Origin of the sequence: Pacificispira sp. (assembly GCF_965228185.1) — a bacterium.
In the GTDB taxonomy this organism is placed as follows: Bacteria; Pseudomonadota; Alphaproteobacteria; order UBA8366; family Aestuariispiraceae; genus Pacificispira.
The window spans coordinates 69,632-96,124 of record NZ_CBDDHE010000003.1 but is presented as its reverse complement, the minus strand read 5'-3'; the positions used below and the strand labels follow the sequence as shown (position 1 = coordinate 96,124).

At 62.8% G+C, this 26,493-nt stretch carries 31 protein-coding genes; 16 read left to right on the top strand and 15 right to left on the bottom strand.

The annotated features are described in order from the left end of the window. Positions 1–2 precede the first annotated feature (2 nt). The 9 genes from ACO06O_RS04130 (at position 3) to ACO06O_RS04090 (ending at position 3,185) form a co-directional block, all read left to right on the top strand. Positions 3–155: a hypothetical protein gene (locus tag ACO06O_RS04130; RefSeq protein WP_421876574.1), complete on the top strand. Its 153-nt coding sequence runs from the start codon at positions 3–5 to the stop codon at positions 153–155. Positions 156–187: 32 nt separating this feature from the next. Then, positions 188–508: a hypothetical protein gene (locus ACO06O_RS04125; RefSeq protein ID WP_421876572.1), complete on the top strand. Its 321-nt coding sequence runs from the start codon at positions 188–190 to the stop codon at positions 506–508. Positions 509–547: 39 nt separating this feature from the next. Then, a complete protein-coding gene (locus ACO06O_RS04120; protein WP_421876570.1) occupies positions 548–853 on the top strand; it encodes a hypothetical protein in 306 nt (101 codons plus the stop codon). A gap of 30 nt (positions 854–883) precedes the next feature. Then, positions 884–1,351: a hypothetical protein gene (locus ACO06O_RS04115; protein WP_421876568.1), complete on the top strand. Its 468-nt coding sequence runs from the start codon at positions 884–886 to the stop codon at positions 1,349–1,351. Next, entirely contained in the window at positions 1,332–1,736 is a 405-nt protein-coding gene (locus ACO06O_RS04110) for a hypothetical protein (RefSeq protein ID WP_421876566.1), read from the top strand. Before ACO06O_RS04115 ends, ACO06O_RS04110 begins: the two co-directional genes overlap by 20 nt. Positions 1,737–1,808: 72 nt before the next feature. After that, positions 1,809–2,117 (top strand): hypothetical protein, encoded by a 309-nt coding sequence (locus ACO06O_RS04105; protein ID WP_421876564.1) that lies wholly within the window; start codon positions 1,809–1,811, stop codon positions 2,115–2,117. Continuing rightward, entirely contained in the window at positions 2,114–2,368 is a 255-nt protein-coding gene (locus ACO06O_RS04100) for a helix-turn-helix domain-containing protein (RefSeq protein WP_421876562.1), read from the top strand. Before ACO06O_RS04105 ends, ACO06O_RS04100 begins: the two co-directional genes overlap by 4 nt. 275 nt (positions 2,369–2,643) lie before the next feature. Then, positions 2,644–2,808, top strand: coding sequence for a hypothetical protein (locus ACO06O_RS04095; protein WP_421876560.1), 165 nt, complete (start codon positions 2,644–2,646; stop codon positions 2,806–2,808). Further along, complete coding sequence (locus ACO06O_RS04090; protein WP_421876558.1) at positions 2,805–3,185, top strand: hypothetical protein; 381 nt, start codon at positions 2,805–2,807, stop codon at positions 3,183–3,185. Before ACO06O_RS04095 ends, ACO06O_RS04090 begins: the two co-directional genes overlap by 4 nt. 1 nt (position 3,186) lies before the next feature. On the opposite strand, the gene ACO06O_RS04085 is transcribed toward ACO06O_RS04090, so the two are convergent. Beyond that, positions 3,187–3,492: a hypothetical protein gene (locus ACO06O_RS04085; protein ID WP_421876556.1), complete on the bottom strand. Its 306-nt coding sequence runs from the start codon at positions 3,490–3,492 to the stop codon at positions 3,187–3,189. Between the two features lie 67 nt (positions 3,493–3,559). On the opposite strand from ACO06O_RS04085, the gene ACO06O_RS04080 reads away from it, so the two are divergent. Then, positions 3,560–3,976, top strand: a complete 417-nt coding sequence (locus tag ACO06O_RS04080; protein ID WP_421876554.1) for a 3TM-type holin — start codon at positions 3,560–3,562, stop codon at positions 3,974–3,976. Between the two features lie 194 nt (positions 3,977–4,170). Here the strand turns inward: ACO06O_RS04080 and ACO06O_RS04075 are convergent, their stop codons facing one another. After that, positions 4,171–4,365: a helix-turn-helix transcriptional regulator gene (locus ACO06O_RS04075; RefSeq protein ID WP_421876552.1), complete on the bottom strand. Its 195-nt coding sequence runs from the start codon at positions 4,363–4,365 to the stop codon at positions 4,171–4,173. 67 nt (positions 4,366–4,432) lie between these two features. After that, entirely contained in the window at positions 4,433–5,653 is a 1,221-nt protein-coding gene (locus tag ACO06O_RS04070; RefSeq protein ID WP_421876550.1) for a tyrosine-type recombinase/integrase, read from the bottom strand. Positions 5,654–5,915: 262 nt separating this feature from the next. Here ACO06O_RS04070 and ACO06O_RS04065 point away from each other — a divergent pair, with 262 nt between their 5' ends. Next, entirely contained in the window at positions 5,916–6,734 is an 819-nt protein-coding gene (locus ACO06O_RS04065; RefSeq protein WP_421876548.1) for an AEC family transporter, read from the top strand. Here the strand turns inward: ACO06O_RS04065 and ACO06O_RS04060 are convergent. The 7 genes from ACO06O_RS04060 to ACO06O_RS04030 form a co-directional block, all read right to left on the bottom strand. After that, positions 6,726–7,247, bottom strand: coding sequence for a hypothetical protein (locus ACO06O_RS04060; RefSeq protein ID WP_421876546.1), 522 nt, complete (start codon positions 7,245–7,247; stop codon positions 6,726–6,728). The genes ACO06O_RS04065 and ACO06O_RS04060 overlap by 9 nt on opposite strands. After that, positions 7,241–7,720 (bottom strand): GFA family protein, encoded by a 480-nt coding sequence (locus ACO06O_RS04055; protein WP_421876544.1) that lies wholly within the window; start codon positions 7,718–7,720, stop codon positions 7,241–7,243. The genes ACO06O_RS04060 and ACO06O_RS04055 overlap by 7 nt, the downstream gene beginning before the upstream one ends. Before the next feature lie 15 nt (positions 7,721–7,735). After that, complete coding sequence (locus tag ACO06O_RS04050; protein WP_421876542.1) at positions 7,736–8,077, bottom strand: cupin domain-containing protein; 342 nt, start codon at positions 8,075–8,077, stop codon at positions 7,736–7,738. Between the two features lie 93 nt (positions 8,078–8,170). Next, positions 8,171–8,947 (bottom strand): SDR family oxidoreductase, encoded by a 777-nt coding sequence (locus tag ACO06O_RS04045; protein WP_420417669.1) that lies wholly within the window; start codon positions 8,945–8,947, stop codon positions 8,171–8,173. After that, entirely contained in the window at positions 8,937–10,094 is a 1,158-nt protein-coding gene (locus ACO06O_RS04040) for a glycosyltransferase family 4 protein (protein WP_421876540.1), read from the bottom strand. Before ACO06O_RS04040 ends, ACO06O_RS04045 begins: the two co-directional genes overlap by 11 nt. Further along, positions 10,091–12,004: an asparagine synthase (glutamine-hydrolyzing) gene (gene asnB / locus ACO06O_RS04035; protein WP_421876538.1), complete on the bottom strand. Its 1,914-nt coding sequence runs from the start codon at positions 12,002–12,004 to the stop codon at positions 10,091–10,093. The genes ACO06O_RS04040 and asnB overlap by 4 nt, the downstream gene beginning before the upstream one ends. Before the next feature lie 33 nt (positions 12,005–12,037). After that, complete coding sequence (locus ACO06O_RS04030) at positions 12,038–12,520, bottom strand: Lrp/AsnC ligand binding domain-containing protein (RefSeq protein WP_421876536.1); 483 nt, start codon at positions 12,518–12,520, stop codon at positions 12,038–12,040. 123 nt (positions 12,521–12,643) lie between these two features. On the opposite strand from ACO06O_RS04030, the gene putA reads away from it, so the two are divergent. Beyond that, a complete protein-coding gene (gene putA, locus ACO06O_RS04025) occupies positions 12,644–15,805 on the top strand; it encodes a bifunctional proline dehydrogenase/L-glutamate gamma-semialdehyde dehydrogenase PutA (protein WP_421876534.1) in 3,162 nt (1,053 codons plus the stop codon). A gap of 78 nt (positions 15,806–15,883) precedes the next feature. After that, positions 15,884–17,074 (top strand): di-heme oxidoredictase family protein, encoded by a 1,191-nt coding sequence (locus ACO06O_RS04020; protein ID WP_421876532.1) that lies wholly within the window; start codon positions 15,884–15,886, stop codon positions 17,072–17,074. Between the two features lie 23 nt (positions 17,075–17,097). Here ACO06O_RS04020 and ACO06O_RS04015 read toward each other — a convergent pair whose 3' ends face one another. From ACO06O_RS04015 to ACO06O_RS04000, 4 genes are all read right to left on the bottom strand, one after another. Further along, positions 17,098–18,771: an ABC transporter permease gene (locus tag ACO06O_RS04015; protein ID WP_421876530.1), complete on the bottom strand. Its 1,674-nt coding sequence runs from the start codon at positions 18,769–18,771 to the stop codon at positions 17,098–17,100. Then, entirely contained in the window at positions 18,765–20,786 is a 2,022-nt protein-coding gene (locus ACO06O_RS04010; protein ID WP_421876528.1) for an extracellular solute-binding protein, read from the bottom strand. Before ACO06O_RS04010 ends, ACO06O_RS04015 begins: the two co-directional genes overlap by 7 nt. A gap of 54 nt (positions 20,787–20,840) precedes the next feature. Then, on the bottom strand, positions 20,841–22,262 hold the full coding sequence (locus tag ACO06O_RS04005) for a DUF4856 domain-containing protein (protein WP_421876526.1): 1,422 nt from the start codon (positions 22,260–22,262) through the stop codon (positions 20,841–20,843). Positions 22,263–22,486: 224 nt separating this feature from the next. Continuing rightward, entirely contained in the window at positions 22,487–23,533 is a 1,047-nt protein-coding gene (locus tag ACO06O_RS04000; protein ID WP_421876524.1) for a Glu/Leu/Phe/Val family dehydrogenase, read from the bottom strand. Between the two features lie 231 nt (positions 23,534–23,764). Here ACO06O_RS04000 and ACO06O_RS03995 point away from each other — a divergent pair, with 231 nt between their 5' ends. Beyond that, complete coding sequence (locus ACO06O_RS03995) at positions 23,765–24,691, top strand: nucleoside hydrolase (RefSeq protein ID WP_421876522.1); 927 nt, start codon at positions 23,765–23,767, stop codon at positions 24,689–24,691. Here the strand turns inward: ACO06O_RS03995 and ACO06O_RS03990 are convergent. Next, a complete protein-coding gene (locus ACO06O_RS03990) occupies positions 24,688–25,611 on the bottom strand; it encodes a LysR family transcriptional regulator (RefSeq protein ID WP_421876520.1) in 924 nt (307 codons plus the stop codon). The two genes, ACO06O_RS03995 and ACO06O_RS03990, sit on opposite strands and share 4 nt — an antisense overlap. 110 nt (positions 25,612–25,721) lie before the next feature. Here ACO06O_RS03990 and ACO06O_RS03985 point away from each other — a divergent pair, with 110 nt between their 5' ends. Together ACO06O_RS03985 and ACO06O_RS03980 are read left to right on the top strand one after the other, a co-directional pair. After that, complete coding sequence (locus tag ACO06O_RS03985; protein ID WP_420417681.1) at positions 25,722–26,141, top strand: VOC family protein; 420 nt, start codon at positions 25,722–25,724, stop codon at positions 26,139–26,141. Beyond that, a complete protein-coding gene (locus tag ACO06O_RS03980; protein WP_421876518.1) occupies positions 26,134–26,490 on the top strand; it encodes a nuclear transport factor 2 family protein in 357 nt (118 codons plus the stop codon). The genes ACO06O_RS03985 and ACO06O_RS03980 overlap by 8 nt, the downstream gene beginning before the upstream one ends. The last annotated feature ends 3 nt before the right edge of the window (positions 26,491–26,493 follow it).

Here is a 26,493-nt window from a genome sequence, read left to right as displayed (position 1 = left end):
CAATGACCGAATCCTTACTATCCGAAGCCGAAGCCAGGGCGTTGTTCCCGATGGGTACGATGGTCCTGGACATGGGCTGGTACGCGCTATTGCCGCCGGTTCTCGTCGGGCTGGTCCTGTTCGGGGCGCTGTACCTCTACACCCACCTAAGATGAACCCCAGGTCGATAAGAGGAGGAATAACCCCCATGACCGAAATCACCGATACCTACATCCGAACCGTTCTGGAACAGTCCGGTATCCCCGTGGACGAAGACGGATTGCGAGAGGCCGTCCACCGCGTCAATTGGATGAACGAGAACGGTTACAGCCGGATCACCCAGGGTGTGGCCGACCGTCTGCTGCTTCTGCATGCCGAACGCCTGTTCTACTATATGAATCCGAGTTCCTACCGCTGGTACCAACGTATCGGCATGGCCCTGTACTTCCTGTTCGGATCGATGACCGGGAAGGTCCGCGCCTTCAGGCAGAACCAGCGCATCGGAATTGCGCCGTTCACCCAGGTGTAACCCCATGCCGATTCGAAACGGACAACAGGATGAACCAAAATGACGGTAGAAGAGCACCTAGAAATTTTTTGGGCGGGCGTGATCTGTGCCGGTGCGGTCTTCATTTGCATCACCGATGATCCGACCGTTCATACCGTTGCCATAATCAATGTCGCTGTCTGGTTCTGGTACTACGTCACCAAAGCGGGCGTCGAATTCAGCAACAAGGTCACGAACCCAGTGGTAGCGAACGCGCTAACCCCAGTCTTGTTGGTTCTGACTTTGCCGATGTTGATCGTTTCGTATGTCCTTTACCGACTCGGTTCGGTTGTCCGCAGAACCGAAAGGCTCATTACCCGGTCCTAACCGGACCCAACAATAAGAGGGAAAATCCCCATGACATTCCAAGTTCCGCAAACCAATCGCATTGTCGTCACGGATGACGAATACCGCTGTGAGGTGGAAATCCTTGACCACAACCTGATCATTCGCGTCGAGACACCTTACTTCCATGCCGCCCAAGGCAACGTACAGAAAGGCGGATTGGGCAACTATGGCGGAGTCGAACTGTTGATCGACGGGTTTCTCGAAGACAGCCGTAAAATGATCGATTGCCCAAACCCGGACGGTGTTTTGGAGCGCATCCGATACATGCTCCATGAAGCTTTGTTCCAACTCGCCATTAATATTGCGGTCATACAGTTCCGCGATTTGGACGAAGCCGAATTGACCGGATGGACGCATGGTTTCAATTCAGCATTCGGGTTCCGCGTCCGAAACACATTATCCCCACTGTACAATTCGGAAGGAACCCCATGCCAGTCCGCAAACTGGAATATGCCCCATGCCGGTCCGCAACGCTGATCTTATTCGGGAACTTGACCTGAGCCGGGACCGGCTTGACCGGAACCCCGATGCTGGTCCTGGGGCGGCGATGACGCCGGAACTCGCCCGGATGCTCGACCACATGGTTTGGAACTATGCGCGCAAGCCGAACTTCAACGGCTACTCCTATCTGGACGACATGAAGGCCGATGCCTTGGTCAACCTATGCCGGGTCTGGCCGAAGTTCGATCCTTCCCGTCAGAAGTACCCGAATCCGTTCGCCTACTTCACGACCTGCATTCACCGGGCGTTTCTCAGCGTGATCGAACACGAGAAGAAGGCCGCGACCATTCGGGATGACCTGATGGAGCAAAACGGCTTCCAAGGTTCCTATAACCGTCAGGTGGAGAACGCCACCGTGTAGGACCGATGGCGACTATCCATGTTGCCAATGGCGACACGCCGCCTGTACAGTGTCACCGGAAGGAGATCGACCATGCGTGTACTCATTGCGGCCCTGGGCCTGTCCGTGGCCCTCTCAGCGCCGGTCATGGCTCAGACCGCGCCCGAGACCGTGACCGAACCGTCCGGGCCGACCGAACTGGAACCCTACTTCTGTGGTTCGTTCATCTGCTACCGTCCGAAGACGCCCGATCCGACCCATCGTTGGCTTTGGGATGCGCAGACCGAGTATTGGTCGGGACGATTCCAGACCGATCCGCAGACACCCCCGATGACGCCGGAACAGTCCGACCGGAACCTGGACGTGCTGTTGAACGGTGCCCCGCCGTTGCGATCCGAATGAACCCCGAGGAATTTGCCCTGCTGGTCGCCCGGAACGTCCGGGCCTGTCGGGTTCGGTCTGGACTATCCCAATCGGAACTCGCTGATCGCGCCGGTCTGGAATCCGATTGCCTTGCCCAGGTCGAAGCCGGGTCCGTCCCGGTCAGTTCCCACGTGCTGTTCGAACTCGCCCACGCCTTGGAGTGTCCCGTCCAGGGTTTCGTCCAGGAAAACCAATCCGAACCTAAATACGCCGGGGGAAGCCCGCCATAGCGTTCGCGACGTTGGCTATGGACAGGCCCTCTGTTTCGTTTGGCCCCGGCGGTGACCCCTTTCCCCCGCCGGGGCCGTTGCGTTCCGCCCTCTTGAGTTCCCGTCAATTCCCGCTACATACCCATGCAGTACCGACCGCGCCCGCTTGGGCGCTCCATCGGGCGGGTCCGTCCAACATGGCGGCGGCTAGGGGTTCGACCCCCCTGGGACCCTCTGAGGCTCAATCCTGAGCCCGCCCCGGCATGACGCCGGGGAACCGTATGGAGTGTCCCGATATGGCCGAAGTAATTCTGTTCCCCGTACCCGCCCCGCAACCGTCTGTCCCGACCCCGATCCTGGATCGGCTGGTTCCGTCCGGTGAACGTCACCCCCTGACGTTTGACCGTTTCCTGGACCGGCTAGTGCCTGCCGTGGTCCGTCCCGTGGAGGAAGCGGCATGATCTACCAGCATGGCGAAGACTTCCTGAACACGGATTCGTCCGAATTGGTTGGGCGCGTCTGCTACTCACACCCGAAGGGGCAGCGCGTGCTGGAACTGCACACCGACACCCAGGGCCGTTTCTGGAAGGTCGATATCGGACAGGCCAAGGGGAAGCCGTATCACGAAGCGGAACTGCTCACGCTCAATCAGTTCGCCTACTACGTGACGAAGTGGTTTTCCCATACCGGCGTCCGCGAAGACGAATACAGAATCGAGGTCATGGAAGCCGACATGGTGGAAACGCTGATCGAAGCCGCGCCGCATCTCGGGGCGAACATCTCGTCCGAATCCATGCAGAAGGTGGCGCTGATGTACGACCTGCACCACGCCGAATAGGTCATTCCACCGGGTTGGCCAGATCGCGGGCCGTAACCGGGGGGAGGATCGCACGCATGGTCTCGAATAGCACGTCCGCGTCCGCCTGGGATTGGGCGGGCCAAGTGACGTAGCGACCATTGACGTACCCGACGTAGATACGGGGCGGTGACGATTCGTCGCCCTCTACCGGCTTGCCGAAGTCCGGGTCCAGACCCGCCCTTTCATTCGCCTTGCGACGCTGAGCGCACCAATGACGCGCAACCCATTTGTCGCGGTCGAACTCCTTTTTGCAGAACACGCACTTCTTAACCTTCTTCAGAGTCATGGTCGCTACCTCCTGGGGTACTTACCCCGGAAACTAAATACTCCTGCACCAAGCGGGAGTTTTCATCATGTCGTTATTCGCACTAGCAGGAACCCTTCTGGGCGGTATCTTCTCGGTCATCGATAAGTCGGTAGCCGACAAGGACGAAGCGGCGCGACTGAAGGCGGAACTCCAAACCCGCTACCTGGAAGGCAGTCTGATCGAGTACAAGGAAGCCGCCAGCATCATCCGTGCGGAAGCCCAGTCCGAACACTGGCTGGCCGCTACGTGGCGTCCGATCCTGATGATGGTTATCGTCGCGATCATCGCGAACAACTACATCCTGGCACCCTACGTCGGCTTGTTCGCCGGACCCGAATACAGTCTAACGCTGGAACTCCCCGACGTTATGTGGGAAACCATCAAGATCGGCCTGGGCGGATACATCGTGGGCCGATCTGCGGAGAAGGTAGCCAAGGAATGGAAGGGGCGTGGTGAAGGATAGGCCGACGAATAGGGACTTCCGGGAGTTGGTCGCCGAATCCGGTATGGACCGCGATCAATTGTCTGAGGTTCTGGGCCTGGACCGGAAGACCGTGTACCGCTACCTCACCGATATCAACCTACCCAGCGCCCGCCGGGTACCCCATCCTGTTTACCGGCTGTTGTGGCTATACTTGCACGCCAAGAAGAACGGCGTCAGTGTTGGCTTTCCGAAGTAGCGACCGCGTGGATATTGATCCACCGTTCCAAGTCGCGGCGGCGGTATCGAATCTGACGCCCGAAACGGATGAACTTCGGCCCCTTGTTCAGGCAACGCCAGTTTTCCAGTGTGTGGGCTGAGAAGCCGAGTTCCCCCGCCGCTTCTTCCGTCGATAGCAGATTCGTTTCCATTCCGATTACTCCAAGAAAATACCGGGCACCTTTCGGTACCCGGTATGTAGCGGGAATACGACCGGCGTCAACCCGCCAGCGACAACCCCATGGCCTGACCGACGCGATTACCGATCTTGGTCTGGGCGTCGGTACGGCGTTCGTCGCGGAACACCTGATAGTGTTTGCGAGTCGTTTCGGTCTTGGCGTGGTTGATCGCCTTCGACACCGTATCCAGGTCCAGGAGTTCCGACCCGACGTTGATCCACGTGGATCGCAGCGAGTGCAGTTTGTAGTCTTCCAGGCCCACCGCAACGCGCAGCTTCTTCCAGACGTTCGAGAAGGTCGCCGCCGGAACGTCTCGGTACATGCCGGTGTATTTCAGTTGGACGAAAAGGTAGTCCGTATCCAGGTTCTCCTGCTGGTGGACGTTTCGGACCTGCTGGATGATGAATCGTACCGGGTCGGTAAGGGCCGTCGTCTTCGTGCCGGTCTTCTTCGCGGTCTTATGGTCGGTCCATCGGATCAACCCGGCTTCTTCGTCGATCTGGTCCCAGCGAAGGGTACGCGCTTCCCCGTGACGTGCCCCGGTGACGGCAATGAACAGGATACCCAGCAGGAACATCGGATTTTCCTGACGGCGCTGAACCCAGTCCAGGGTCACTTCCCCGAGAGTCCGAAGCTGTTCCGGCGTGATATCGCGCTTGTGCGACCCGGCGGGGTACTCCTTCACGCGGCGCGTCGGCTTGACGTAATCCTCGGGAAGGTACCCGCTATCGATGGCGTAGTTGTAGGCCGTCGCGATGTACCCCTTCATGGCGTTGAACGCGCCGGGGGTATCCGCCATGTCGCGGCGCAATTGGAGCATATCGGATCGCTTGAAATCGACCGCCTTGTATTCGGCGTAGTCCGAAACGTAGTGGTCGAACTGATAGGTGATCTGCTTGACGATAAGCGGCTTGGACTGTCCTTCCAGCTTCTCCGTGACCCAAGCCATGTAGAGTTCGCGCAGAGTCATCGAATCCTTGCGCTGGTTGCGCACCGCCGCCGGGTCGATACCTTCGACACGCGCCGACTTGAATTCGTAAACCTTCGTTCGGGCCGCTTCCAGGTCCATGCCGGGATGGTCGCCCAGCTTCATGCGCTTGGACTGACCGTTCGTTCCACGGTACGCATAGACGAACGATTTGTTCCCCTTCGGCGTCACCTTAACCCCGAACGCGGGTAGGTCCGCATCCCAGTAGATAACGTCCTTCGATTCGCCCTGGACAGAAGCCAGCCACTTCTTGTTGATCTTAGTCTTTGCCATTTCTCGTTCCTCACGGTGAAAGTTCCAACTACGCGGATATATCCCGATTTCCCATGTCCGCAACCCGCGCCAGTACAACCTCAGTACAACAAGACAATACATGATGCGGTAACTAACGGTATTTACCGGGAAGTCGATATACCGCTGACTCGCAACGGTTTCGCCACAATTTCAAAGCGTTGTCTTTTCAATCAATGGCTTACCGAAGCGGCTGGAATCCTAGAACGTTTTTTGGAACCTGAACGACAAGATCGTCTATTGGGTGCTGTTCCCGGCCCTGTTGTTCCACACGACATCGACCCTGCAGCTTTCCAGCGGCATGTTCGGATCCTATGCCGCGATCATATTGTCGGGTTTCGGCGGGGCGGTGATCTTCAGCTTGATCTCGGCGCGCCTGTGCGGCATGCCGGGAACCATCGGCAGTTCGGTACTGCAGGGCGCGGCGCGGCATAATACGTTCATTGCCCTGGCCGTGGCCGACCGGGTCTTTGGAACCGACGGCCTGGCGCTCGCCGCCCTGGTCACGGCGGTACTGATCCCGGTCACGAATATCGTCATCGTAACGCTGATGGTCGGGATGCTGCCCCAGAAGGAGGACCGCAGCGTCGTCCGGGCGATCCTGCGCGATCTGGCGCGCAACCCGCTGCTGATCTCCGTCCTACTGGGCGTCGTCTTCAACCTGTCGGGAATCGGTCTGATCCCGGTGCTGCACGATACGACCGACATTCTGGGCGGCGCGGCGCTGCCCATCGTGTTGCTCTGCATCGGTGCCAATCTGCGGCTGACGCAGATGAAGGCCAGCACCGTGCCGGTCGTCCTGTCCATGGCGGGCAAGTTCCTGATCTTCCCGGCCGCCATGTTCGCCGCGATTCAGATCGTCGGCATGCAGGGACTGCCGGCCCTGATCGCGATGATTTTCGCCTGTGTGCCGACGGCGGCGTCCAGCTTCACCCTGGCGCGCCAGATGGGCGGCGACGCGCCGCTGATGGCGGCCATTGTCACGCTTCAGACCCTGGTATCCTTCATCACCCTGCCGATTGCGATCGTATTGCTGGGCCGCGTCTTCGGCGTCTCATTCTGACGGCAGTTCCGCGTACCATTGGCGTTGCAGATCCTCGTCCACATCCGGATCCGCCAGGACCAGACGGATCGTATCCTTCTCGTAATCCTCCAGCCGTACCGTCAGATCCGGCTCCCAGACGCGCAGATAGGAGCCGGAAAACATGGCGTTGCGTTTCGCCACATCCGGTTCGCCGAACCGTTCGCGCAGGCGCGCGTCCACCGCTTCCAGATCGAACCCATTGGGATACTTGTCCTCGACCTCAATGCGATAGACGGTGCCGTCATCCGGCCGCACCGTGAAGAAGATGCCGAAATGGTATTCGCGGTACCGGCACAGGGTTCCATGATGGCGGCGGTATCCGTGCTGGATCGCCGGTTCGCAGAAGAACCGGAAATGGCTCAACGTCTCCAGCGCCGCCTCGCGCGACATGCCCAGCGTCAGGCCGCGCAGGTTGCGGACCGCCTCCTCCGCCTGAACCGGCCCCGACAGACAGAGGCAGGCGGCAAACAAGGCGGTCAGGCGTGTCAGCATGTCAGGCCGCGTTTCTCATGCCACTCGGCCAGAGATTCCGACGGGTACTCGTCAAATCGCGGGTCATTGTCCTTACCCTCCGTTTCGCACCAGGGCGCCTTGTAGCGGACCATCAGATGGACATATTCCGGTGGCGTGGGCAGCGGTGTGTCGATGGCCGATGCGAAGGGATGGACGAGGTCGGGCCAGCGCGGGTCATAACACCACAGGCCGGATCCGCATTTGCCGCAGAAATGCCGGCGCAGAGGACTTAAGCCGTCTTCGAAGTCGTCGTTTTGCGCCTGATAGACGGTCACCGCATCCCGCCCCTCGACGGTCAGCGATTCCGACCGCGCGCCCAGATTGACGGCAAAGCCACCCCCGCCCTGCGTCTTGCGGCAGATCGTGCAGTAGCAGCGGTTATAGGGGTAGGGTTCCGGCGATTCGACCGTGAATCGGACCGCGCCGCAATGGCAGCTTCCTTCCAGTTTCATCGGGCGGCCTCCGGCTTACTCATGACCGACCGGGTGATAGTCATAGGGGCCGATCCCCTGCACCAGGATCAACCGCGCCTTGTCGGACCCGATATTGCGCACCTCGTGGGCGACTTTCGGATCCATCGCGCAGGAACCACCCGCGGTCAGCCGGTGCATCGATTTCGGGGCACGGGATTCGATCTCGACTGTGCCGTCCAGGCAATAGAAGCGGTCGACGATGTTGGAATGCCAGTGCCAGGGCACCTTTTCCCCCGGCGCCAGCGTCATTTCCAGGACTCGAAGGGTCGGCGTTTCCTCGACGACTTCGATCCGTTCCACATGGAACTGTTCTTCCCAAGGTCGGGTATCGGTCATGGCGCATTCCTAAACCGGAGGGACAAACCTTATGGTCGCGCCGATCCGCGCCGAATGCAAATTCGGACCGATCCCGTCTTCGTGAACATTCGGCTATCGCAGGTACTGGGTATCCCCGTCGACGCTGAGCGCCTGGCCGGACAAGGTCCCGCAATCGTCCGACGCCAGGAACATGGCCATGGCGACAATGTCGGACGGCGGGATCAGCCGGTTCATGGAGGCAAGACCGGTATACATCTGCTTCATCTCGTCGAAGGGCACGCCCCGCGCGGCGGCCTTGGCGGCGATGACGCGGTCGATCCGCTCGCCCTCGACCGCGCCGGGCAGGATCGCGTTGACGCGGATATTGTGCGGACCCAACTCGGCCGCCAGCGACTTGGTGAAGCCGACGACGCCCCATTTCGACGCCGAATAGGGCGTGCGCAGCGGAAAAGCGAATTTGCCCGCTGCCGAGGACAGGTTGACGATCGCCCCGCCGCCATTCGCTTTCAACAGCGGCACGACCCGCCTTGTGCACAGGAAATGGCCCATGACATTGATCTGCAGCGTCCGCTCGAAATCCGCCGGATCGATATCCTCCACCGCGCCGGTCGGCCCGGCGATCCCGGCGTTGTTGACCAGCACGTCAACGCCGCCCAGGAATTCGAAACCAGTATCGATGAACCGGTCGACCGCCGCCCGGTCAGCGACGTCCGCCTGAATTTGACCTATCTTCGGCCGCGCCTTGGCCAGGTCGGCCAGCGCCGCGTCATCAATGTCGCAGACGTAGACCTTGGCCCCGGCGTCGGCCATGGTTTCCGCCATCAGGCGTCCGATCCCCGCCCCGCCGGCGCTGATCAGAATGCGTTTGCCGCTCAGGTCATAGCTCATTCTTCGGTCCTCCCTGCAAGGCTTGTTCATAAAGCGCCATCGTTTCTCCGACGACGATCGCTTCGGCAAATTCCGTTTCGACGGCGCGCCGCGCCCCGTCCGCCAGTTTCCGGCGCAGACCGGCGTCCTCCGCCAGGCGCTGCAACGCATCCGCCAGCGGCGCGACGGATTTCAGCGGCACCCGGATGCCCGTTTCACCGTCGCGGCAGATTTCGCGGCACCCAGGGACATCGGTCGCCACAACCGGACGGCCACACGCCGCCCCTTCCAGCAGCGATTTCGGCAGTCCTTCGCGATAGGACGGCAGCACCGCGATATGGGCATCGCGGTAGGCACCGGGAATGTCATCGGACGGTCCGGCGACCTCGACCAATCCTGAATCCTGCCAGGCTTTCAGCGTCTCGACCGGTATGCTGGCCGGGTTGGCATCGGTCGGACCGACCAGACGGATGCGGATGGACACGCCGCGCTGTTGCAGGATGCGGGCGGCCTCGACCAATTCGCCGATCCCCTTGTCCCACAGCATGCGGCTGACGCAGACCGCGACCGGCACGCCCTCCGGTTCCGGTCCCGGACGAAACCGGTCGATATCGACACCGGACCCGCGGATTACCCGAATCCGGTCGCGCGCCACGCCGATGCGATCCGCGAATAAATCCGCATCGTCGCCGTTCTGGACGATCAGAACCGTGTTGCGGCGATTGCCCAATTTCCGGAACGACCATTCCACAATCGGCCGGATCACCCGGATTTTCAGCCCATCGGCGATGAACAGGAAACCGAGACCGGCCATGGCGTTGATCACCGCCGGAATCTTCGCCAGCGCCGCCGCGATGCCGCCATACAGGACCGGCTTCATGGCGACATGGTGAACCAGATCCGGCTTTTCCCGGCGATAGAGGGACAGGATGGCGCGCACGGTCTTAAGATCGCGCAGCGGGTTCAGCCCCGAGCGGTCGAAGGGGATATCGGCGGCCTGGAACCCTTCGGCCAGGATGCGGTCGCGATGCGCCGCCATGCGGCTGGCAACGATCACGCGGGCACCGGAATCCCGCGCGGCGCGGGCGAAGGGCAGGCGATGGGACCAGAAATACCAGTCCTCGGTGACGAGGTAGAGAACGGTCTTGCCTGTCAGCGCCCCGCTCATGCCCGACCGATCCAGCGTTCCGCCCAGGCCTCCAGCATGCACACGCCCCACAGCGCCTCGGCCCGGGCCCCGCGCCCGTTCAGATGATCCCGCCAGGCACGGCGAACCGGCACCGGGTCGATCCAGCCGCGCGCCTTCAGGCGGTCCTCGGCCAGCAGGGTCTCCGCCCAGTCGCGCAACGGCCCCGACAGCCACTCGCCCAGCGGAATGGCGAAGCCGGATTTCGGCCGGTCGACCAGTTCCTTCGGCACGTGCCGGTATAGAACCTCGCGCAACGGCCATTTGGTGACACCGTTACGGATTTTCGCATCGGTCGGCAGGGTCCAGGCGAATTCGACCACCCGGTGATCCAGCAGGGGCACCCGCGCTTCCAGGCTGACCGCCATGCTGGCCCGGTCGACCTTGGTCAGGATGTCATTGGGCAGATAGCCGACCGTATCCGCCCAGGCCGCCCGCGCGGCCGCGTCCCGGTCCGGCGCGCCGTCGGGCATCGCCGTCGCGCGGCCCAGGCCGGTCAGGTCTTCCGGCCAATGGGTGATCAGGTCCAGATAGCGCGCATCCGACGATTCGGCCGCCAATGCCCGCGCCAGTTTCTGCGCCTTCGTCCCGGCCATGCGGGGGCGGTATTTTGCCGGGATGGCCTGCGCCAGACCATTCCACAAGGCCGGCCCCGGTGCGGCCAGCGCGCAGCCGGCCAGTCGCCGCAACGGGCCCGGCACGCCACCCAGCCGCCGTTCCATCGCATTCAGCGCGCGATGCCGGTTATAGCCGAAAAAGACCTCGTCCCCGCCATCGCCGCTCAGCGCCACGGTCACGCTCTGCCGCGCAAGACGGCAAACCAGGAAGGTCGGCAGGGCGGAGGAATCCGCGAAAGGTTCGTCAAACCAGTCCGGCAGATTTGGGATCAGGTCGCGGGCCTCGTCGGCGGACAGGCTCAATTCGGTGTGGTCCGTGCCGATATGGGCCGCCACGGCCTTGGCATGCTCCGCCTCGTCATAATCCGCGGCGCCGAAGCCGATCGTATAGGTCTTCACCGGACGGTCCGACGCCTTCTGCATCAGGGCAACAACCGTCGAGGAATCCACCCCGCCGGAGAGCAGCGCCCCCAGCGGCACATCCGCCACCATCCGGCGCCGGACGGCATCGGACACAAGCTCCTCCGTCCGGTCCACCAATTCCCGGTCGCCAAGGTCCTGGACCGGCTGGCGCCCGACATCGGTCATCGCCCAGAAACGCTTGCGGGAAATTTCGCCATTGGCCTCGATCACGGCGTAGCCACCCGGATGCAAGGCCTCCATGTCGCGATAAATGCAACCCGGCGCCGCGACGGCGTTGCCTTTCAGGAACCCGTCCAGCGCCAGCGGATCGACCTCCGCCCGAAAATCGGGATGGGCGCGCACCGCCTTCAGTTCCGAGCCCCAGAAGACCTGCCCGCCCTGACGCCCGAAATACAGCGGCTTGATGCCCAGCCGGTCGCGGATCAGGGTCAGACGCCGTTCCTGACGATCCCACAGGGCGATGGCGAACATACCGATCAGGCGCGGAAGCGTCTTCTCCACCCCGTCGCGGGCGAACAGTTCCAGCATCACCTCGGTATCGGACGAGCCCCGGAATGTGTGGCCACGCGCCGCCACATCCTCGGCCAGTTCGCGATAATTATAGATCTCGCCATTATAGGTGATGACATAGCGCCCGTCGGCGGAATGCATCGGCTGATGGCCTGCGGGCGACAGATCGATGATCGCCAGGCGGCGGAAGCCCAGACAGATTCCGGCCGCTTCGTCGCCCCAGACATCACCCATATCCGGGCCGCGATGATGCATGGCATCGGTCATACCGCGGCCGATCTCCGTCAGCCGCCGCGCGTCGGTCCGTTTACCGGTATCGAAGAAACCCGCTATCCCGCACATGGCGCCGGACGATACAGCGCTTCACGCCCATCGTCATCCGGGTATCGGTACCGCATCGCCTTCTTTCACCGTTTCCATCGCGACATAGGTGGCCGTCGAGATCACGCCCGGCAGGCCGTTCAGCACATCGCCCAGGAACCGGCGGAAGGCGTCCATGTCCTTGGCGCGGACTTTCAGCAGGTAATCGAAGCCGCCGGCGACCATGTGGCATTCGGCGATGCCCGGCACATCGGTCACGGCATCGCGGAACTGATCGAAGATATCGCTGGTGGTCCGGTCCAAGGTGACCTGGACGAAGACGGTCAGCCCGGCGTCCAGGCGCATCGGGTCCAGCCGGGCCGCATAGCCGCGAATGAAGCCTTCCCGCTCCAGCCGCCGCACCCGCTCCAGACAGGGCGTCGGGGACAGGTTGACCTGCTTCGCCAGGGCGACATTGGTCAGCCGCCCATCGGCCTGCAGGGCGCGCAGGATGTTGCGGTCGATGCGGTCAAGCGGGCGTACCGGGTCGGCATTCATAGCATAACTCACTACTAAAATGACGTTTGACTGCAGGATATATCGTTTAAATCGGAAAATCAGAAGCACATTCGGCTGATTTCGGCGTAGATTCCGCCCGTCCGATTGATGGGAGACCTCGACATGTTGTTGACCGACGACCAAGCCAAACGCCACGCCTCCGTTTCCGAATTGCGCGCCGCTGTCCGCGATGCTTATCGCATGGACGAGCCCGATTGCGTCGAAGCTCGCCTGTCCCAGGCCAATCTCAGCGCGTCGGCCCGCGACCGGATCGAAGAGCGCGCGCGGCAATTGGTCGTCGAAGTGCGCAAGGACCGGGTCAAGTCGTCGGGCATCGACGCTTTCATGCATGAATACGAGCTGTCGTCCCGCGAAGGCGTCGTCCTGATGTGCATGGCCGAGGCGCTGCTGCGCATCCCCGACGCGGACACCGCCGACGCGCTGATCAAGGACAAGATCGGCGGCGCCAACTGGGAATCCCATCTGGGCCATTCGGAAAGCTGGTTCGTCAACGCGTCGACCTGGGCGCTGATGTTGACCGGCCGGGTCGTCAATGTCGACGAACAGGGCGGCGACCGCGACTGGCGCACGACGATGCGCAAGCTGGTTCACCGTTCCGGCGAGCCGGTTATCCGCCAGGCCGTCACCCAGGCCATGCGCGTCATGGGCCGCCAGTTCGTCATGGGCCGCAAGATCGACGAGGCCTTGGACCGGGCGAAGAATTTCGAAAGCCGGGGCTACCGCTATTCCTATGACATGCTGGGCGAGGCCGCCCGGACGATGAAGGATGCCGAGCGGTACTTCAAATCCTACGCCGACGCCATCGACCGGATCGGCAAGGCCGCCAAGGGACGCGGCGTGATCGAAGCGCCGGGCATTTCCGTCAAGCTGTCCGCTCTGCATCCGCGTTATGAATTCGGGCATGAAGACCGCGTCTTCGCCGAACTGACGCCGCGCGTCATCGACCTGTGCCGCAAGGCCAAGGAATACGATATCGGCCTGTGCATCGATGCGGAGGAAGCCGACCGTCTGGATATCTCCATGGACGTGATCGAGGCCGTGGCGGCCGACCCGTCCCTGGCCGGCTGGAACGGGCTGGGCCTCGCGGTCCAGGCCTATCAGAAACGCGCCTATCCGCTGATCGAATGGCTGGCCGATCTGGCGAAACGCACCAAGCGGCGGCTGATGGTGCGCCTGGTGAAGGGCGCTTATTGGGATACCGAGATCAAGCGCGCCCAGGAACTGGGCCTGGCGGATTATCCCGTCTTCACCCGCAAGGTGTCGACCGATGTCTCCTATCTGGCCTGCGCGCGGTTGCTGCTGGAAGAACAGGAAGCCTTCTATCCCTGTTTCGCGACCCACAACGCCCATACGCTGTCCGCCATCGCGGAAATGGCCGGGAACCGCAGCGATTTCGAATATCAGCGCCTGCACGGGATGGGCGACGCGCTATACGATCAGGTCGTCGGCAAGGCGGGCAGCGGCGGCTACCCGGTGCGCATCTATGCCCCGGTCGGCAGCCATGAGGATCTGTTGGCCTATCTGGTCCGTCGCCTGCTGGAGAACGGCGCGAATACCAGCTTCGTGAACCGCATCGTGGACGAGAAGCTGCCGATCGCCGAGATCGTGTCGGACCCGCTGCGCGAGGCGGAGCGCCTGAACCCGGTGCGCCACCCGCAGATCCCGATGCCGGAAGCACTGTTCGGCGAGGGCCGCCGCAACTCCGAAGGCCATGACGTCACCGACGCGCCGACCCTGCTGCGCCTGCGCGAGGGCATGGCACGGGCGTCGAATGAACCATGGCTGGCCGCGCCGCTGGTCGGCGGTGCGCCGGTGAAGGGCGAAACGCGCACTGTCTATGCGCCCGCCGACCGCGGCCGCCGCATCGGCGAAGTAACGGATGCCACGGCCGATACCGCCAAGGAAGCCTTCGAACGCGCCTTGCGCGCCCATCCGCTGTGGGACGACACGCCGGCCAATGACCGAGCTGCCGCCCTGGAACGGGCCGCCGATCTTTACGAAGAACACGGATCCCGCCTGATGGCCATCGTCATGCGCGAGGCAGGCAAGACCCTGAACGACGCCATCGCCGAACTGCGCGAAGCCGTCGACTTTCTGCGCTATTACGCCGCCCGCGCCCGGATGGAATTCGCCGAACCGACAATCCTGCCCAGCCCGACCGGCGAAATCGACACGATCGCCCTGCATGGGCGCGGCGTCTTCCTGTGCATTTCGCCCTGGAACTTCCCGCTGGCAATCTTCACCGGGCAGGTTTCGGCCGCGCTGGCGGCGGGCAACGCCGTCCTGGCCAAGCCGGCGGAGCAGACGCCGCTGATCGCTTATGAGGCGGTTAAGCTGTTGCATGCCGCCGGGGTGCCGGTCGATGCCCTGCACCTGCTGCCGGGCGACGGGCCGACCATCGGCAATGCGCTTTTGTCCGACCCGCGCCTGGGTGGCGTCGCCTTCACCGGGTCGACCGACACGGCGCGGCTGATCAACCGCAAGCTGGCGGAACGCGACGGTCCGATTGTCCCGCTGATCGCCGAAACCGGCGGCCAGAATGCGATGATCGTCGACAGTTCCGCCCTGCCGGAACAGGTCACGCGCGATGTCGTAATCTCGTCCTTCCAAAGCGCCGGTCAGCGCTGCTCCGCCCTGCGCTGCCTGTTCGTTCAGGAAGACGTGGCCGACAAGCAGATCGCCATGATCGCCGGTGCGATGAAGGAATTGCGGGTCGGCGATCCGGCCTGGATTTCGACCGATGTCGGCCCGGTCATCGATTCGGAGGCCAAAGCCGCCCTGAACGCCCATATCGCGGAAATGAAAAAATCCGCGAAACTGGTCGGGGAAACGCCGCTTGGCACCGCCTGCGACAAGGGGACTTTCGTCGCGCCGACCGCGTTCGAAATCTCCGGCATCGACACGCTGGATCGCGAACATTTCGGCCCGATCCTGCATATCGTGCGGTTCAAGTCGCATGAACTGGATGCCGTGGTCGACGCGATCAACGCCACCGGATACGGCCTGACCTGCGCGCTGCACAGCCGGATCGACGACACGGTCGCCCGCGTGCTGCGCCGCCTGAAGGTCGGCAATGCCTATGTGAACCGCAACCAGATCGGTGCCATCGTCGGGGTTCAGCCCTTCGGCGGCGAAGGTCTCAGCGGCACCGGCCCGAAAGCGGGGGGGCCGCGATACTTGCATCGTTTCGCTGCAGAGCGCACGATCTCGATCGACACTACCGCCGCCGGCGGCAACGCGTCCCTGATGACTTTGGAGGCCTGATTTAGAGGCCCTTCACGGAAAAGGAAGGAACGCGGCGCGGCCGGCATTCTTATGTCCGGCGTATTCGAGACGAGACCCGTGCCGCGTTTCCTTACCGTCCTTTTCCTGATCCTGACTTGTGCCATTGGCGGGTCCGCCGCCGCCCAAACGCGCCCCGCCGATCCGCTGGCCCCACCGGACGGAATCGGCCCCGATCTGCGCGCAGCCTATGAAACGGGCCGTTTGATCTTCAACGGCCATTGGCGGCCGTCCGGGACCGACGGACCGGATAAGCTGGAGGGGCTGGGACCGCTCTATAACCGAATTTCCTGCGCCTCCTGCCACAGTGCCGGCGGCCGCGGGAAGCCGCCCGGCGGGCCGGGGGAGAATTTCCTGACCGCCCTGGTCCGCATCGGCGTGGTCGGCGAGGACGGGTCGGTCGAACCGCATCCCCTCTACGGCCAGCAGATTCAGGACCGCGCAATCCCCGGCATGAAGCCCGAGGCGGAATTGTCCCTAACCTGGCGCTATGAGAAGGGCCGCTTTCCGGACGGGACCCCCTATGAACTGCGCCGGCCGGACCTGACCATCACGCCGGATCCGGGCCCCGACGCGCGCTGGTCGATCCGGGTCGCCCAGCCGCTGCACGGGGTCGGGAAATTCGCCCATGCGGTACCGGGTCCCGACGATACAGGCCGCTTCGGCTGGAAGGCGGCGATGCCCAGCCTGGCGATGCAGAACGCTTCGGCCCTGTCCCAGGACATGGGTGTCACCAACCTGTTCTTCCCCGACCCGATCTGCCCGCCCGCCCCGGAACCTTGCGGCGGGAACCGGAACGAAGCCGGTGGTGTCCGGCTGATGTCCCTGACGTTGTTCACCGAATTGCTGCCGCCGCCGGACCTGTCGCAACACCGGAACGGCAAGGGCGAGATGCTGTTCATGAAAATCGGTTGCGGCGGCTGTCATAAGCCGGAAATCGCACTGCGCACCGGACCGGAACGGATCATGGCCTATAGCGACCTGCGACGCCACCGGATGGGCGAAGGGCTGGACGACGGCCTGCCGGAAGGCGCGGCGGCCAGCGATGAATGGCGGACCGCGCCGCTATGGGGCCTGGGCGCGGTTCTGGCGGACGATCCGCGCGCGCCGCTGCTGCATGACGGCCGGGCGCGCGGCGCGGAGGAGGCGATCCTGTGGCATGGCGGCGCGGCGGCGCGGGCGCGCCACGCCTTCGTCAACCTGTCGCGGGAAGACAGGGGCTATCTGCTGGAATTTCTTGGCGGTCTGTAAGCAGGGGCGGTCTGTAAGCGGGATCAACCACCCCGGCCTGCCCCGATCCGGCGCAGCGCGGCATTCATCAGGATAACAGGCCCGATCCCGGCGGCGACGATCATCAGGGCCGGCAGCGCCGCTTCCTCCAACAACTCATCCTTGGCGTATTGATAGACATGGGTCGCCATGGTTTCGAAATTGAAGGGCCGCAGCAGCAGGGTCATCGGCAATTCCTTCATCACATCGACGAAGACCAACATGCCGCCCGCCAGGATGGAGGTGCGCACCAGCGGCAGGATGACATGGCGGAAACTGCTGGCGAATCCATGCCCGAGGACCCGGCTGGCATTCATCATGTTCGGCGGCAGACGCTGAACGCCTGTGGTGATCGCACCATAACCGACGGCCATGAAGCGGACGGCGCAGGCGAAGAGCACCAGACCGATCCCGCTGGACAATAACGCGCCGGACGGAACCCCGGTCAACACCTCTACCGAGGCGGAAATGCCTGAATCCAGTGCCCCGATGGCGGTGACGACGCCAATCGCCAGGATCGTGCCGGGAAAGGCATAGCCGACAGCCGCCATCGCCGCCAGGATCCGCATCCAGCGCCCGCCGCGATAGACCGAAACGAAGACGATCAGCGCCGCGACCGCCATGACCGTTGCGGCGGTCGCCCCCGAGATCAGCAGGGAGTTCAGGACCGCATCCAGTGCCGCGTCTTCCAGCGACAGGGAATAACCGCGCAGGACGAAACTCAACAACACCCCGACCGGCACGACGAACCCCACGACGATCGGGGTCAGACATGCCGCCAGGCACCAGGCCGTGCCGGCCGGACCGGGCTGGATGGCGGTCTGCGCCACAGCCTTGCGGCCGGTATCCGAGTATTGCCGCCGGGACCGGGCGTAGCGCTCCAGGATCAGCAGGGCCAGGACGAAGAAGAAGGCCAGACAGGCGATCTGCGCCGCGGCGGGCAGGTTGTTCATACCCAGCCAGACATTGAAAATGCCGAGCGTCAGCGTCTCGACCGCGAAATACTCGACCGTGCCGAAATCCGAAATCGTTTCCATCAGCACCAGTGCCAAACCGGCGACAATCGCCGGCCGCGCGATCGGCAATCCGACCGACCAGAACAGGTTGCGGTTGGCCAGGCGTCCGGCTTCGAACAACGATGCCGGGGTCAAGGTAAAGGCGGTGCGCGCCATCAGATAGACATAGGGATACAGCACCGCCCCCATGACCAGGGACGCGCCTTCCAAAGAGCGGATTTCCGGGAACCAGTAATCGCGGGCGCTGGACCACCCGAACAGGTCGCGCAAGGCCCCCTGCACCGGCCCGGCATATTCCAGGAAGTCGGTATAGGTATAGGCGATCAGATAGGCCGGGACCGCCGCGGGCAGCAGCAGCATCCATTCGAACAGCCGCCGTCCGGGGAACCGATAGCGCGATACCGCCCAGGCGCCCGGAATACCGAACCCCAGCGCGACCAACGCCACCCCGACCATCAGGCCCAGCGTATTCGCCACATAGCGCGGCAGGACCGTCTCGAAGAGATGGCCCCACAAACCTTCCGCGTCCCCGGTGGCTGCGACGAAGACGAACAGGATCGGCGTGATGCAAACCAGGCAAAGCAGGATGGCGGCCCAGGACCACGCGGCGCCCCGGGATCGGGTGCCGCGTAAAATGCTGGTCGCCGCCGGTGTGTCTACCATCCTACCCGATCAATGATCATCTGCGCCTGAGGCGCCAATTCCGCGATCCGCGAAATCGGCATGTCGTCCTCTTTGAACGCGCCCCAGGACTGCAATTCCTCGGAAGCTGGCACGTCCGGATTTACCGGATACTCGTAATTGACTTCGCCGTAAAGCCGCTGCGCCTCCTCGGAGACCAGGAATTCCAGGAAGCGGACGGCCTCGTCCTTGTTCTTGGAATGGATCGCGACGCCGCCGCCGGAGATATTCACATGGGTGCCGCGCCCGTCCTGATTGGGGAAAACCAGCTCGGCGGCCTCCGCCCATTCGCGGTGTTCCGGCGATTCAGAGGATTTCAGCTTGCCGAAATAATAGTTGTTGATGACCGCGACATCGCAGACGCCTTCGAAGATCGCCTTGACCTGTGCGCGGTCGTCGCCCTGCGGCCGGCGGGCCAGGTTGTCGACCACACCCTGGGCCCAGGCCTGGGCGGCTTCCTCGCCATCGGCATGGATCATCGACGCGATCAAGGCCCGGTTATAGACATGGCTGCCGGGGCGCGAGCAGACGCGGCCCTGCCAGGTTTCCGACGCCAGATCCTCGTAGGATTTCAGCTTATCCAGGTCTTCCAGCCCCTTGCGGACCGCGAAGATACGCGCACGTTTGGAAAAGGCGAACCAGCGATTGCCGGGATCGCGCAGATGTTCCGGCACGCTTTTCGCCAGAATTTCGGATTCGACCGGGGCCAGCAGATCCTTGTCGGCATAGACGCTCAAACGCGCGATATCGACGGTCAGGATCACGTCGGCCGGGCTCAACTCCCCCTCCGCCTGCAGCCGCTGCGCCAGTCCTTTGGAGGCGTAGACGATATTTACCTTCGTGCCGGTCTGGGCGGTGTAGGCCTCGATGAACGGTTCGATCAGGAAGGGCTGGCGATGGGAGTAGATATTCAGTTCCTGCTCCGCCGCCGCGCGCGCCGGGGAGAGAAGCAGCAACGCCGCCACCGCGGCGGTCAACGCGAGTCCCAGCCGGAACGCGGACAGGGCGCGGGTCGTAACCAGATTTTGCATCGCAATCCATCCTTTGGACATATACGCGCGGAGGCATAGCGCCGCCTCCGCGAAGGGAGAGAGGTAGAGGGCGCGAAGCCGGTGATCAACCGTTGCGCCGTCGCCGAGGCCGAAACGGATGCGTTCCCGCGCGGCGGACACATGCAGGGTTCCGCCGATCCAATCCCATACCGCCAGAGCCGCACCGAAATTCCGGTCGAAATGCCGCACGGCGTCGGAATGGTGGATCTGATGTTGACGCGGCGAGATCAACACGCGCTCCAGCCAGGCCGGATAGGAGAAAGGCACATGGGAATGACGCAAATTCGCGCCCATCGCATTGAAGGCGAACAGAAAGACATTCGCACCCAGCACCGTCGTCAGGGTCGCCCGGTCACCGAAGAAGAAGACGAATACGGCCACGCAAACCGCCTGACTGAGCGCCGATCTCAGCGCGAAAAGCACCCCCTCCACCGGATGGGTCCGGAACACCGTGAACGGCGTCAGCGTCTCGGCGGAGTGATGAACCTTGTGGAAGGCCCACAGGACCGGCCAGCGGTGCAGCCATCGATGCAGAAGGTATTTCGAGGCATCGTCGGCGAGAAACTGGCTCAGCGTGAATAGGATCGCCACCGCCCAGACAGGCGCGCCGGTCCACACCGCCGGGCGCCCCGCGAACCAGACATGCAGCGTTTCGAAAAGCAAGGTTGCGACCGTCAAGGTCGACAGCAGCCGGGGCGCAAGCCCCATCATGATGCCCTGATTTATCGCGAAAAGCCGGAAATCGGCCTTGGACGATCCAGACAGCCAAACCGTTTTTCGGAAGAGATGCCCGATCAGCGATCGGGGCGACCGGCGTGTGCGCCACCAGAGGACGGCGAAACCGATCAGCGCTGCGGCGACCAGATAGCCGACAAAAATCCGCTTTGTCGGATCGATGAAGAGACCCGCGAACTGTTCCAGATAGTCCGTCGCGAATGTCGGCATGGCCGCCCGAAAAAATCCGCGCCGGGGGACAGCCCCCGGCGCGGCGCAAGGTGGTTAGTCGTTTTCGGCGCTGCTGCCGCCGCCCAAAGCGTTGGACAGATCGGCCATGTCGCCCATGACATTGTTGTCCTGTGCCTTGATGCCGAAGGAATCGATCATCAGCTTCTGGACCTTCAGCATATGCAGCATGTATTCGCCGAAGCTCGGGCCCTGGTCGCGCAGGTAATTGCCGTCGCTGTCGATATCGACGACCTGGCTGGCATTCGGCAGCAGCGGGCCGAAACCAATCAGGCGGTTCAGGCGGACAGCGGTTTCACCCAGATTGTCCTTGCCCGTCTGCAGCGCCAGGCTGAAGCCCTTCAGCTCACCCCAATGCTTGACGTAGTCGCCCAGAACTTCCGCTTCGTTCCCGCCGGATTCGACGACGGCCTTCAGCTTGGTCAGGTCCTTGTAGACCGACCCGGCATATTTGAAGACCGCTTCCGCCAGCACCTTTTCCCAATTGTCCGAGATCACGGCCGCATAGCCGCGCAGTTCGGTGCGCTGTGCGTCGGTCAGCTTCTCGCCATTCGCGGCGACCAGCAGCTTCCGGCCGTCCAGGAAGGCCTGCACGATGGTGTGCAGATAGTTCGTGGCGTTTTCCTTGCCCGCCGACGATTTGTCCGCGCCGGCTGCGTAATAGGCCGGGCCGAAGACCATTTCGGTCTTCAGATCGACCACGCCGTCCTTGTTGTAATCCGCCAACGCAAAGGCTTCTTCCTTCATCTTGGCGATGTCATAGACCTGCGCGGGCGTCAGGGTCAGGGCATGGGCCGGGGCACCGAAATAGCCGAAGGCCTCATCCCAGGAATGTTCCTTGCCGGTATAGGCCGCGCCATCGCTATAGGGCTGGTCGTTCGGCTTCTTTTCCGCCGACAGGTTTTCGTCCAGATAGCCGTCGACCGCCTGGTTGTAGAAAACCGCACCCATGATGAATTTGGAGATGAGCTGCGGATAGTCGTAGCCATTGACCAGATCGGCGCCACCTTCGGCCGCGGCTGCCTTTTCGATCCAGAAATTGACCAGTTCTTCACCGGTCCGGTTGTTCGGCATGCCGGTGATGGTACCGCCATAGGTCTTGCCGGACAGGTTGGTGTCGCTGATCTCGCCAATCGTCGTCTGTTTGATGACGAAGGCGCCCTTGCTGGCCGGGGCCAGGATCTCGCGGTCTTCGCCCTTGCCGGAGTAGTACAGGTTCAGCGCCGCCAACAGCTCTTCATTGGCCGCGCCATTCCCTTTGCCCGCCAGCTTCTTCAGCGAGTCGTGCAGCGCCTGGCGGCCGATCTGACCGGAATAAGCGACGGACGTCGTCTTGTCGCCCGCGTAGCCTTTGACGGTGATCGGGAAGCCAGCATAAACCTTGTCGTCCGCCAGGGCCGATCCGGCCAGCAGCGTCATGGTCAGGGCGGCAGTTCCCGCGAAGACATGTTTCCTCATAGCATCCCTCTCTTGATCGGATGGGTGATCTCCGCTAATGCAAGTCATTAGCACCGGCCTTGCTTAATATGCCGCCAGTTCCTACGCAAGGAGAATGCGTCGCAGTTTCATTTACTGCGCACGGAATCACGGTTTGTACCGGAAATGGGCGAAAGAAAACCCGCCCGCGCCTGGATCGGCGCATGGCGGGTTCAGTCGGGTACTCACCAGGAGGAAACGGGTTCCTATTCCGCAGCGTGCGCGACCGGACGAAGACGGTCCTGCGCCTGCCGGTCGGCGGCGATATGCGTCGCGACCCCGTCCCGCTTCGCACGGGCGAAAATCCGGGTCAGTGTGTTCGCGATGCCACCGATATGATCGAAGGCCGCCTTACGGTCGAAATTCGGGCCTTCGTGATAGATGTGGATCACGCCGCCCGCATTGATGACATAGTCGGGCGCGTACAGGATCCCGCGTTCGGCCAAACGGTCGCCATGGCGGTCTTCGGCCAATTGGTTGTTGGCCGCACCGGCCACAACGCTGGCCTTGATCCGGTCGACCGTGGCGTCATTGATGGTCGCGCCCAGCGCACAGGGCGTGTAGACATCGACATCGGCGTCATAGATCGCATCCAGCCCCACGGCGGTCGCGTTCAGTTCGGCCTCCGCCTTCTGTACCGCCGCGCTGTCGATATCGGTGACGGTCAGTTCCGCGCCGGCTGCGTGCAACTGGCGGGCAACGTCATAGCCGACATGGCCCAGACCCTGGACCGCGACGCGAATGCCCTTCAGGTCGGCCGCGCCCAGGCGCTCGCGAACGCTGGCCTCGATCCCCTTGAACACGCCATAGGCCGTACCCGGCGACGGATCGAAGCCGACGCCTTTCACACCGCGCACATGCTTGGTTTCCTTCGCCATTTCGAACATGTCGTCCGGCGAGGTTCCGACGTCTTCCGCCGTGATATAGCGGCCGCCCAAACTGTCGACGAAACGGCCCATGGCGCGCATCATCGCGGGCGTCTTGTCGGTTTTGGCATTGCCGATCAGGACAGACTTGCCGCCGCCCCAAGGCAGGTCGGCCAGCGCGTTCTTGAAGCTCATGCCGCGCGACAGGCGCAGGACGTCGGTCAACGCCTCCGCATCGCTGGCATAGGCCCACATGCGGCAGCCGCCCAGCGCCGGGCCCAGAACCGTGCTGTGCACCGCGATGATCGCGCGCAGGCCCGTTTCCGCGTCGCAGCCGAACGCGACATGTTCGTGATCGTCGAAACTCTCGGATGAAAACACGCTCATGGCTACCTCCTTGCTCGATGGCTGAACCGTGGGCTTTCCGAGCCGCATCGGCAGCGAACGAAATATTATTACTCCCAATATGGTCCTATTTCGGGACTTTCGGAAGCGGGATTCGCGACGCAAACAAAGAAAGACCGAATATCTCGAAGCACTGCCGAAAGGATGAAATCTTCGTGCGCGCCAAGGCGTCGAATGATAATTCCGATACTGGATCGAACGGGGGCCGGGGCGATGGAACGGAAGCGAATTTGGCTGGATTGCGATCCGGGGCTCGATGACGCGGCGGCCTTGTTCATGGCGCTGGGTGCCGCCGACCGGCTGGACCTGGAAGGCGTGTCCACAGTCGCAGGGAATGTCGGGATCGACCCGGTGACCCGCAATGCCCGGGGTCTTCTGGCCTTGGCAGGGCGGGAGGATATCCCCCTGCATGCCGGCTGTCCGCGCCCGCTGATGACGGCGCCGGTCGACGCGGCCGCCGTTCACGGCACGGACGGGATCGGTGGCGTTCCCCTGCCCGCCCCGACGGTGCCGCCGCAGACCCTGCATGCCGTCGACGCCATCGACGCCTTCTGCCGTCGTGGCCTGACCGGGGCGAAGGGGACTTTGGTTCTGACAGGGCCGATGACCAATGCCGCCCTGGCCATCGTGCGCGCGCCGGACATGTTGGCCGGGCTGGACCGCATCGTGTTCATGGGCGGCGTCGCTTTTGGCGCGGGCAACATCACCCCGGCGGCGGAATTCAACTTCGCCAGCGATCCGCATGCGGCCAAGATCGTCTTGGGCAGCGGTCTGCCCTGCATCATGATGGGTCTGGACGTGACCCGTCAGGCGGAAATCACGCCGGCGCGCATCACTGCCCTGGCAGATATCGGCAGTCCGGTCAGCAAAAGCCTGGCCGCGATGATGACCGCCTATCAGGGGCGGGTCGGCAAACCCGTGCTGCACGACCCCTGCACCATTGCCTGGCTATTGCAGCCGGACCTTTTCACCGGAACCGACTGCCACGTCGATGTCGATTGCGAAAGTTCGCTGAACCTCGGCCGCTGCGTCGCCGACCCTTATGGCGCAACCGGCAAACCGGCCAATGCGACCGTGATGACCGGATTGGACGCGAAAGGGTTTTTCGATCTGCTGACGGATTGCGTCGGGCGGGTTTAACCCGATGGCATGGCGCGGTCCCAGTAGGGCGTGTCACCGCCGAAACGCTCCCGCATGAAGTCGATGAAACTGCGGACCTTGATCGGCAGATGCCGGCGTTCCGGAAAAACCGCATAGAACGCCTGTTCCGGGAAAGCGAAGTCCGGCAACAGTCGGACAAGCCGCCCGGCCGCCAAATCGCCGGAACAAACGAAGGTCGGTATCCGGCCAATACCCGACCCGGCCAGGACCGCCGCCAACAGGGCCTCGCTGTTGTTGACGCAGTATCGCGCGGCGGTCGCGACCCGGACCTCGCCTCCCGGGCCGGTCATGACCCATTCCCGGCCGTCGCTGGCGTTCGAATAATGCAGGCAGTCGTGCTGTGCCAGATCCGCCGGCACGGCGGGGCACCCCATCCGTTCCAAATAGTCGGGCGATGCGCACAAAACGTTACGGATCGGGGCGATGCGGCGCGCGACCAGACCGGAATCCGACAATGTTCCGCCCCGGATCGCGATGTCATAGCCGTTGGCCACGATATCGACGACCGTATCGTCCATGACCATGTCGACGTCGATCTTCGGAAAGCGTGCCAGGAACTGCGGTATCAGCGGCGCGATGTGCAGTCGCCCGAAAGACATGGGCACGTTCAGGCGCAGGCGTCCCTGCGGTGTCGTCTGCATTTCGGATACGGAATCCTCCGCCAGTTTGGCCGCCGCCAGCGCCTCGACCGCATAGGCGAAATACCGCTCCCCGGCTTCCGTCAGGCTTAGTTTGCGCGTGGTCCGATGCAGCAGGCGCACCCCCATACGCTCCTCGGCGTGGGAAATGCGCTTGCTGACCGCGGATTTGGATACCCCGAGAAGCCGGGCCGCGGGCGCGAACCCGCCCTGTTCCACAACGGCCACAAAGACCGGTATCACACCGATTGGATCGATCATACTAGCGTCAACCTTAACTCAACGATGAATTTCATTCTGAGATTATTATCATATTTTTAGAAACGATTAAATCTCTTCGCATCGGCCCCCCAATCAAAAGGAGACCCCCGATGCAAAGGCTCGAACATGTGAATCTGGTCGTGAAGGACATCGCGTCGACCGCCGATTTCTTGATGACCGCATTTCCGGAATGGCGCGTGCGTGGCGCAGGAACACAAACATGGCACGGCAAGCCGCGCCATTGGTCGCATATCGGCGACGACGACACCTACATCACGCTGAACGACAATGGCGAGGGCGAGAACCGGGATCTCGCTGGCCACAATCCCGGCCTGGCGCATATCGGCTTTGAAGTCGACGACCTGGACGCTGTCCTCGCCCGGTTGCTGGGCGCCGGGTACGAAATCGACATCGACGGGTTCGAACATCCCTTCCGACGCAACGTCTACTTCGTCGACCCGGCGGGGTTCCAGTTCGAATTCATTCAGTATCTCAGCGAGAAACCCGAGGAGAAAAACCGCTATGACTGATCGAGAAACGCAGGTCCGGGCCCTCTACCATACGGTCGACCGCCGGGACGCCCCCGCCCTGGCCGAATTCCTAACCGAAACCGTCCGTTTTCAACTGGGCAATTATGACCCGATCATCGGCCGCGACGCCGTCATCGACGCGAATGCCGGCTTCTTCGGCACGATCCAGGACATGCGCCACAGTCTGAACGGGATCTGGAGCGTGGCAGAAACAACGATCTGCAATGGCGAAGTCCACTACGTTCGGAACGACGGGTCGACGCTGACGCTGCCCTTCGCGACCGTCCTGACTTTTGAAGACGGGCGCATCGCCGACTACCAAGTCTACGTCAATGTCACGCCGCTCTGAAGT

What these genes read in the sequence shown, in the direction of transcription:
- ACO06O_RS03985 (WP_420417681.1), top strand. Translation starts at nt 25,722, where the DNA reads ATGCAAAGGCTCGAACATGTGAATCTGGTCGTGAAGGACATCGCGTCG.
- ACO06O_RS04055 (WP_421876544.1), bottom strand. Translation starts at nt 7,720, where the DNA reads ATGAAACTGGAAGGAAGCTGCCATTGCGGCGCGGTCCGATTCACGGTC.
- ACO06O_RS04030 (WP_421876536.1), bottom strand. Translation starts at nt 12,520, where the DNA reads ATGAATGCCGACCCGGTACGCCCGCTTGACCGCATCGACCGCAACATC.
- ACO06O_RS03980 (WP_421876518.1), top strand. Translation starts at nt 26,134, where the DNA reads ATGACTGATCGAGAAACGCAGGTCCGGGCCCTCTACCATACGGTCGAC.
- ACO06O_RS04010 (WP_421876528.1), bottom strand. Translation starts at nt 20,786, where the DNA reads ATGCCGACATTCGCGACGGACTATCTGGAACAGTTCGCGGGTCTCTTC.
- ACO06O_RS04090 (WP_421876558.1), top strand. Translation starts at nt 2,805, where the DNA reads ATGATCTACCAGCATGGCGAAGACTTCCTGAACACGGATTCGTCCGAA.
- ACO06O_RS04075 (WP_421876552.1), bottom strand. Translation starts at nt 4,365, where the DNA reads ATGGAAACGAATCTGCTATCGACGGAAGAAGCGGCGGGGGAACTCGGC.
- ACO06O_RS03990 (WP_421876520.1), bottom strand. Translation starts at nt 25,611, where the DNA reads ATGATCGATCCAATCGGTGTGATACCGGTCTTTGTGGCCGTTGTGGAA.
- ACO06O_RS04095 (WP_421876560.1), top strand. Translation starts at nt 2,644, where the DNA reads ATGGCCGAAGTAATTCTGTTCCCCGTACCCGCCCCGCAACCGTCTGTC.
- ACO06O_RS04100 (WP_421876562.1), top strand. Translation starts at nt 2,114, where the DNA reads ATGAACCCCGAGGAATTTGCCCTGCTGGTCGCCCGGAACGTCCGGGCC.
- ACO06O_RS04080 (WP_421876554.1), top strand. Translation starts at nt 3,560, where the DNA reads ATGTCGTTATTCGCACTAGCAGGAACCCTTCTGGGCGGTATCTTCTCG.
- ACO06O_RS04050 (WP_421876542.1), bottom strand. Translation starts at nt 8,077, where the DNA reads ATGACCGATACCCGACCTTGGGAAGAACAGTTCCATGTGGAACGGATC.
- ACO06O_RS04105 (WP_421876564.1), top strand. Translation starts at nt 1,809, where the DNA reads ATGCGTGTACTCATTGCGGCCCTGGGCCTGTCCGTGGCCCTCTCAGCG.
- ACO06O_RS04015 (WP_421876530.1), bottom strand. Translation starts at nt 18,771, where the DNA reads ATGGTAGACACACCGGCGGCGACCAGCATTTTACGCGGCACCCGATCC.
- ACO06O_RS04125 (WP_421876572.1), top strand. Translation starts at nt 188, where the DNA reads ATGACCGAAATCACCGATACCTACATCCGAACCGTTCTGGAACAGTCC.
- ACO06O_RS04115 (WP_421876568.1), top strand. Translation starts at nt 884, where the DNA reads ATGACATTCCAAGTTCCGCAAACCAATCGCATTGTCGTCACGGATGAC.
- ACO06O_RS04070 (WP_421876550.1), bottom strand. Translation starts at nt 5,653, where the DNA reads ATGGCAAAGACTAAGATCAACAAGAAGTGGCTGGCTTCTGTCCAGGGC.
- ACO06O_RS04130 (WP_421876574.1), top strand. Translation starts at nt 3, where the DNA reads ATGACCGAATCCTTACTATCCGAAGCCGAAGCCAGGGCGTTGTTCCCG.
- ACO06O_RS04110 (WP_421876566.1), top strand. Translation starts at nt 1,332, where the DNA reads ATGCCGGTCCGCAACGCTGATCTTATTCGGGAACTTGACCTGAGCCGG.
- ACO06O_RS04120 (WP_421876570.1), top strand. Translation starts at nt 548, where the DNA reads ATGACGGTAGAAGAGCACCTAGAAATTTTTTGGGCGGGCGTGATCTGT.
- ACO06O_RS04085 (WP_421876556.1), bottom strand. Translation starts at nt 3,492, where the DNA reads ATGACTCTGAAGAAGGTTAAGAAGTGCGTGTTCTGCAAAAAGGAGTTC.
- ACO06O_RS03995 (WP_421876522.1), top strand. Translation starts at nt 23,765, where the DNA reads ATGGAACGGAAGCGAATTTGGCTGGATTGCGATCCGGGGCTCGATGAC.
- ACO06O_RS04005 (WP_421876526.1), bottom strand. Translation starts at nt 22,262, where the DNA reads ATGAGGAAACATGTCTTCGCGGGAACTGCCGCCCTGACCATGACGCTG.
- asnB (WP_421876538.1), bottom strand. Translation starts at nt 12,004, where the DNA reads ATGTGCGGGATAGCGGGTTTCTTCGATACCGGTAAACGGACCGACGCG.
- putA (WP_421876534.1), top strand. Translation starts at nt 12,644, where the DNA reads ATGTTGTTGACCGACGACCAAGCCAAACGCCACGCCTCCGTTTCCGAA.
- ACO06O_RS04060 (WP_421876546.1), bottom strand. Translation starts at nt 7,247, where the DNA reads ATGCTGACACGCCTGACCGCCTTGTTTGCCGCCTGCCTCTGTCTGTCG.
- ACO06O_RS04045 (WP_420417669.1), bottom strand. Translation starts at nt 8,947, where the DNA reads ATGAGCTATGACCTGAGCGGCAAACGCATTCTGATCAGCGCCGGCGGG.
- ACO06O_RS04040 (WP_421876540.1), bottom strand. Translation starts at nt 10,094, where the DNA reads ATGAGCGGGGCGCTGACAGGCAAGACCGTTCTCTACCTCGTCACCGAG.
- ACO06O_RS04000 (WP_421876524.1), bottom strand. Translation starts at nt 23,533, where the DNA reads ATGAGCGTGTTTTCATCCGAGAGTTTCGACGATCACGAACATGTCGCG.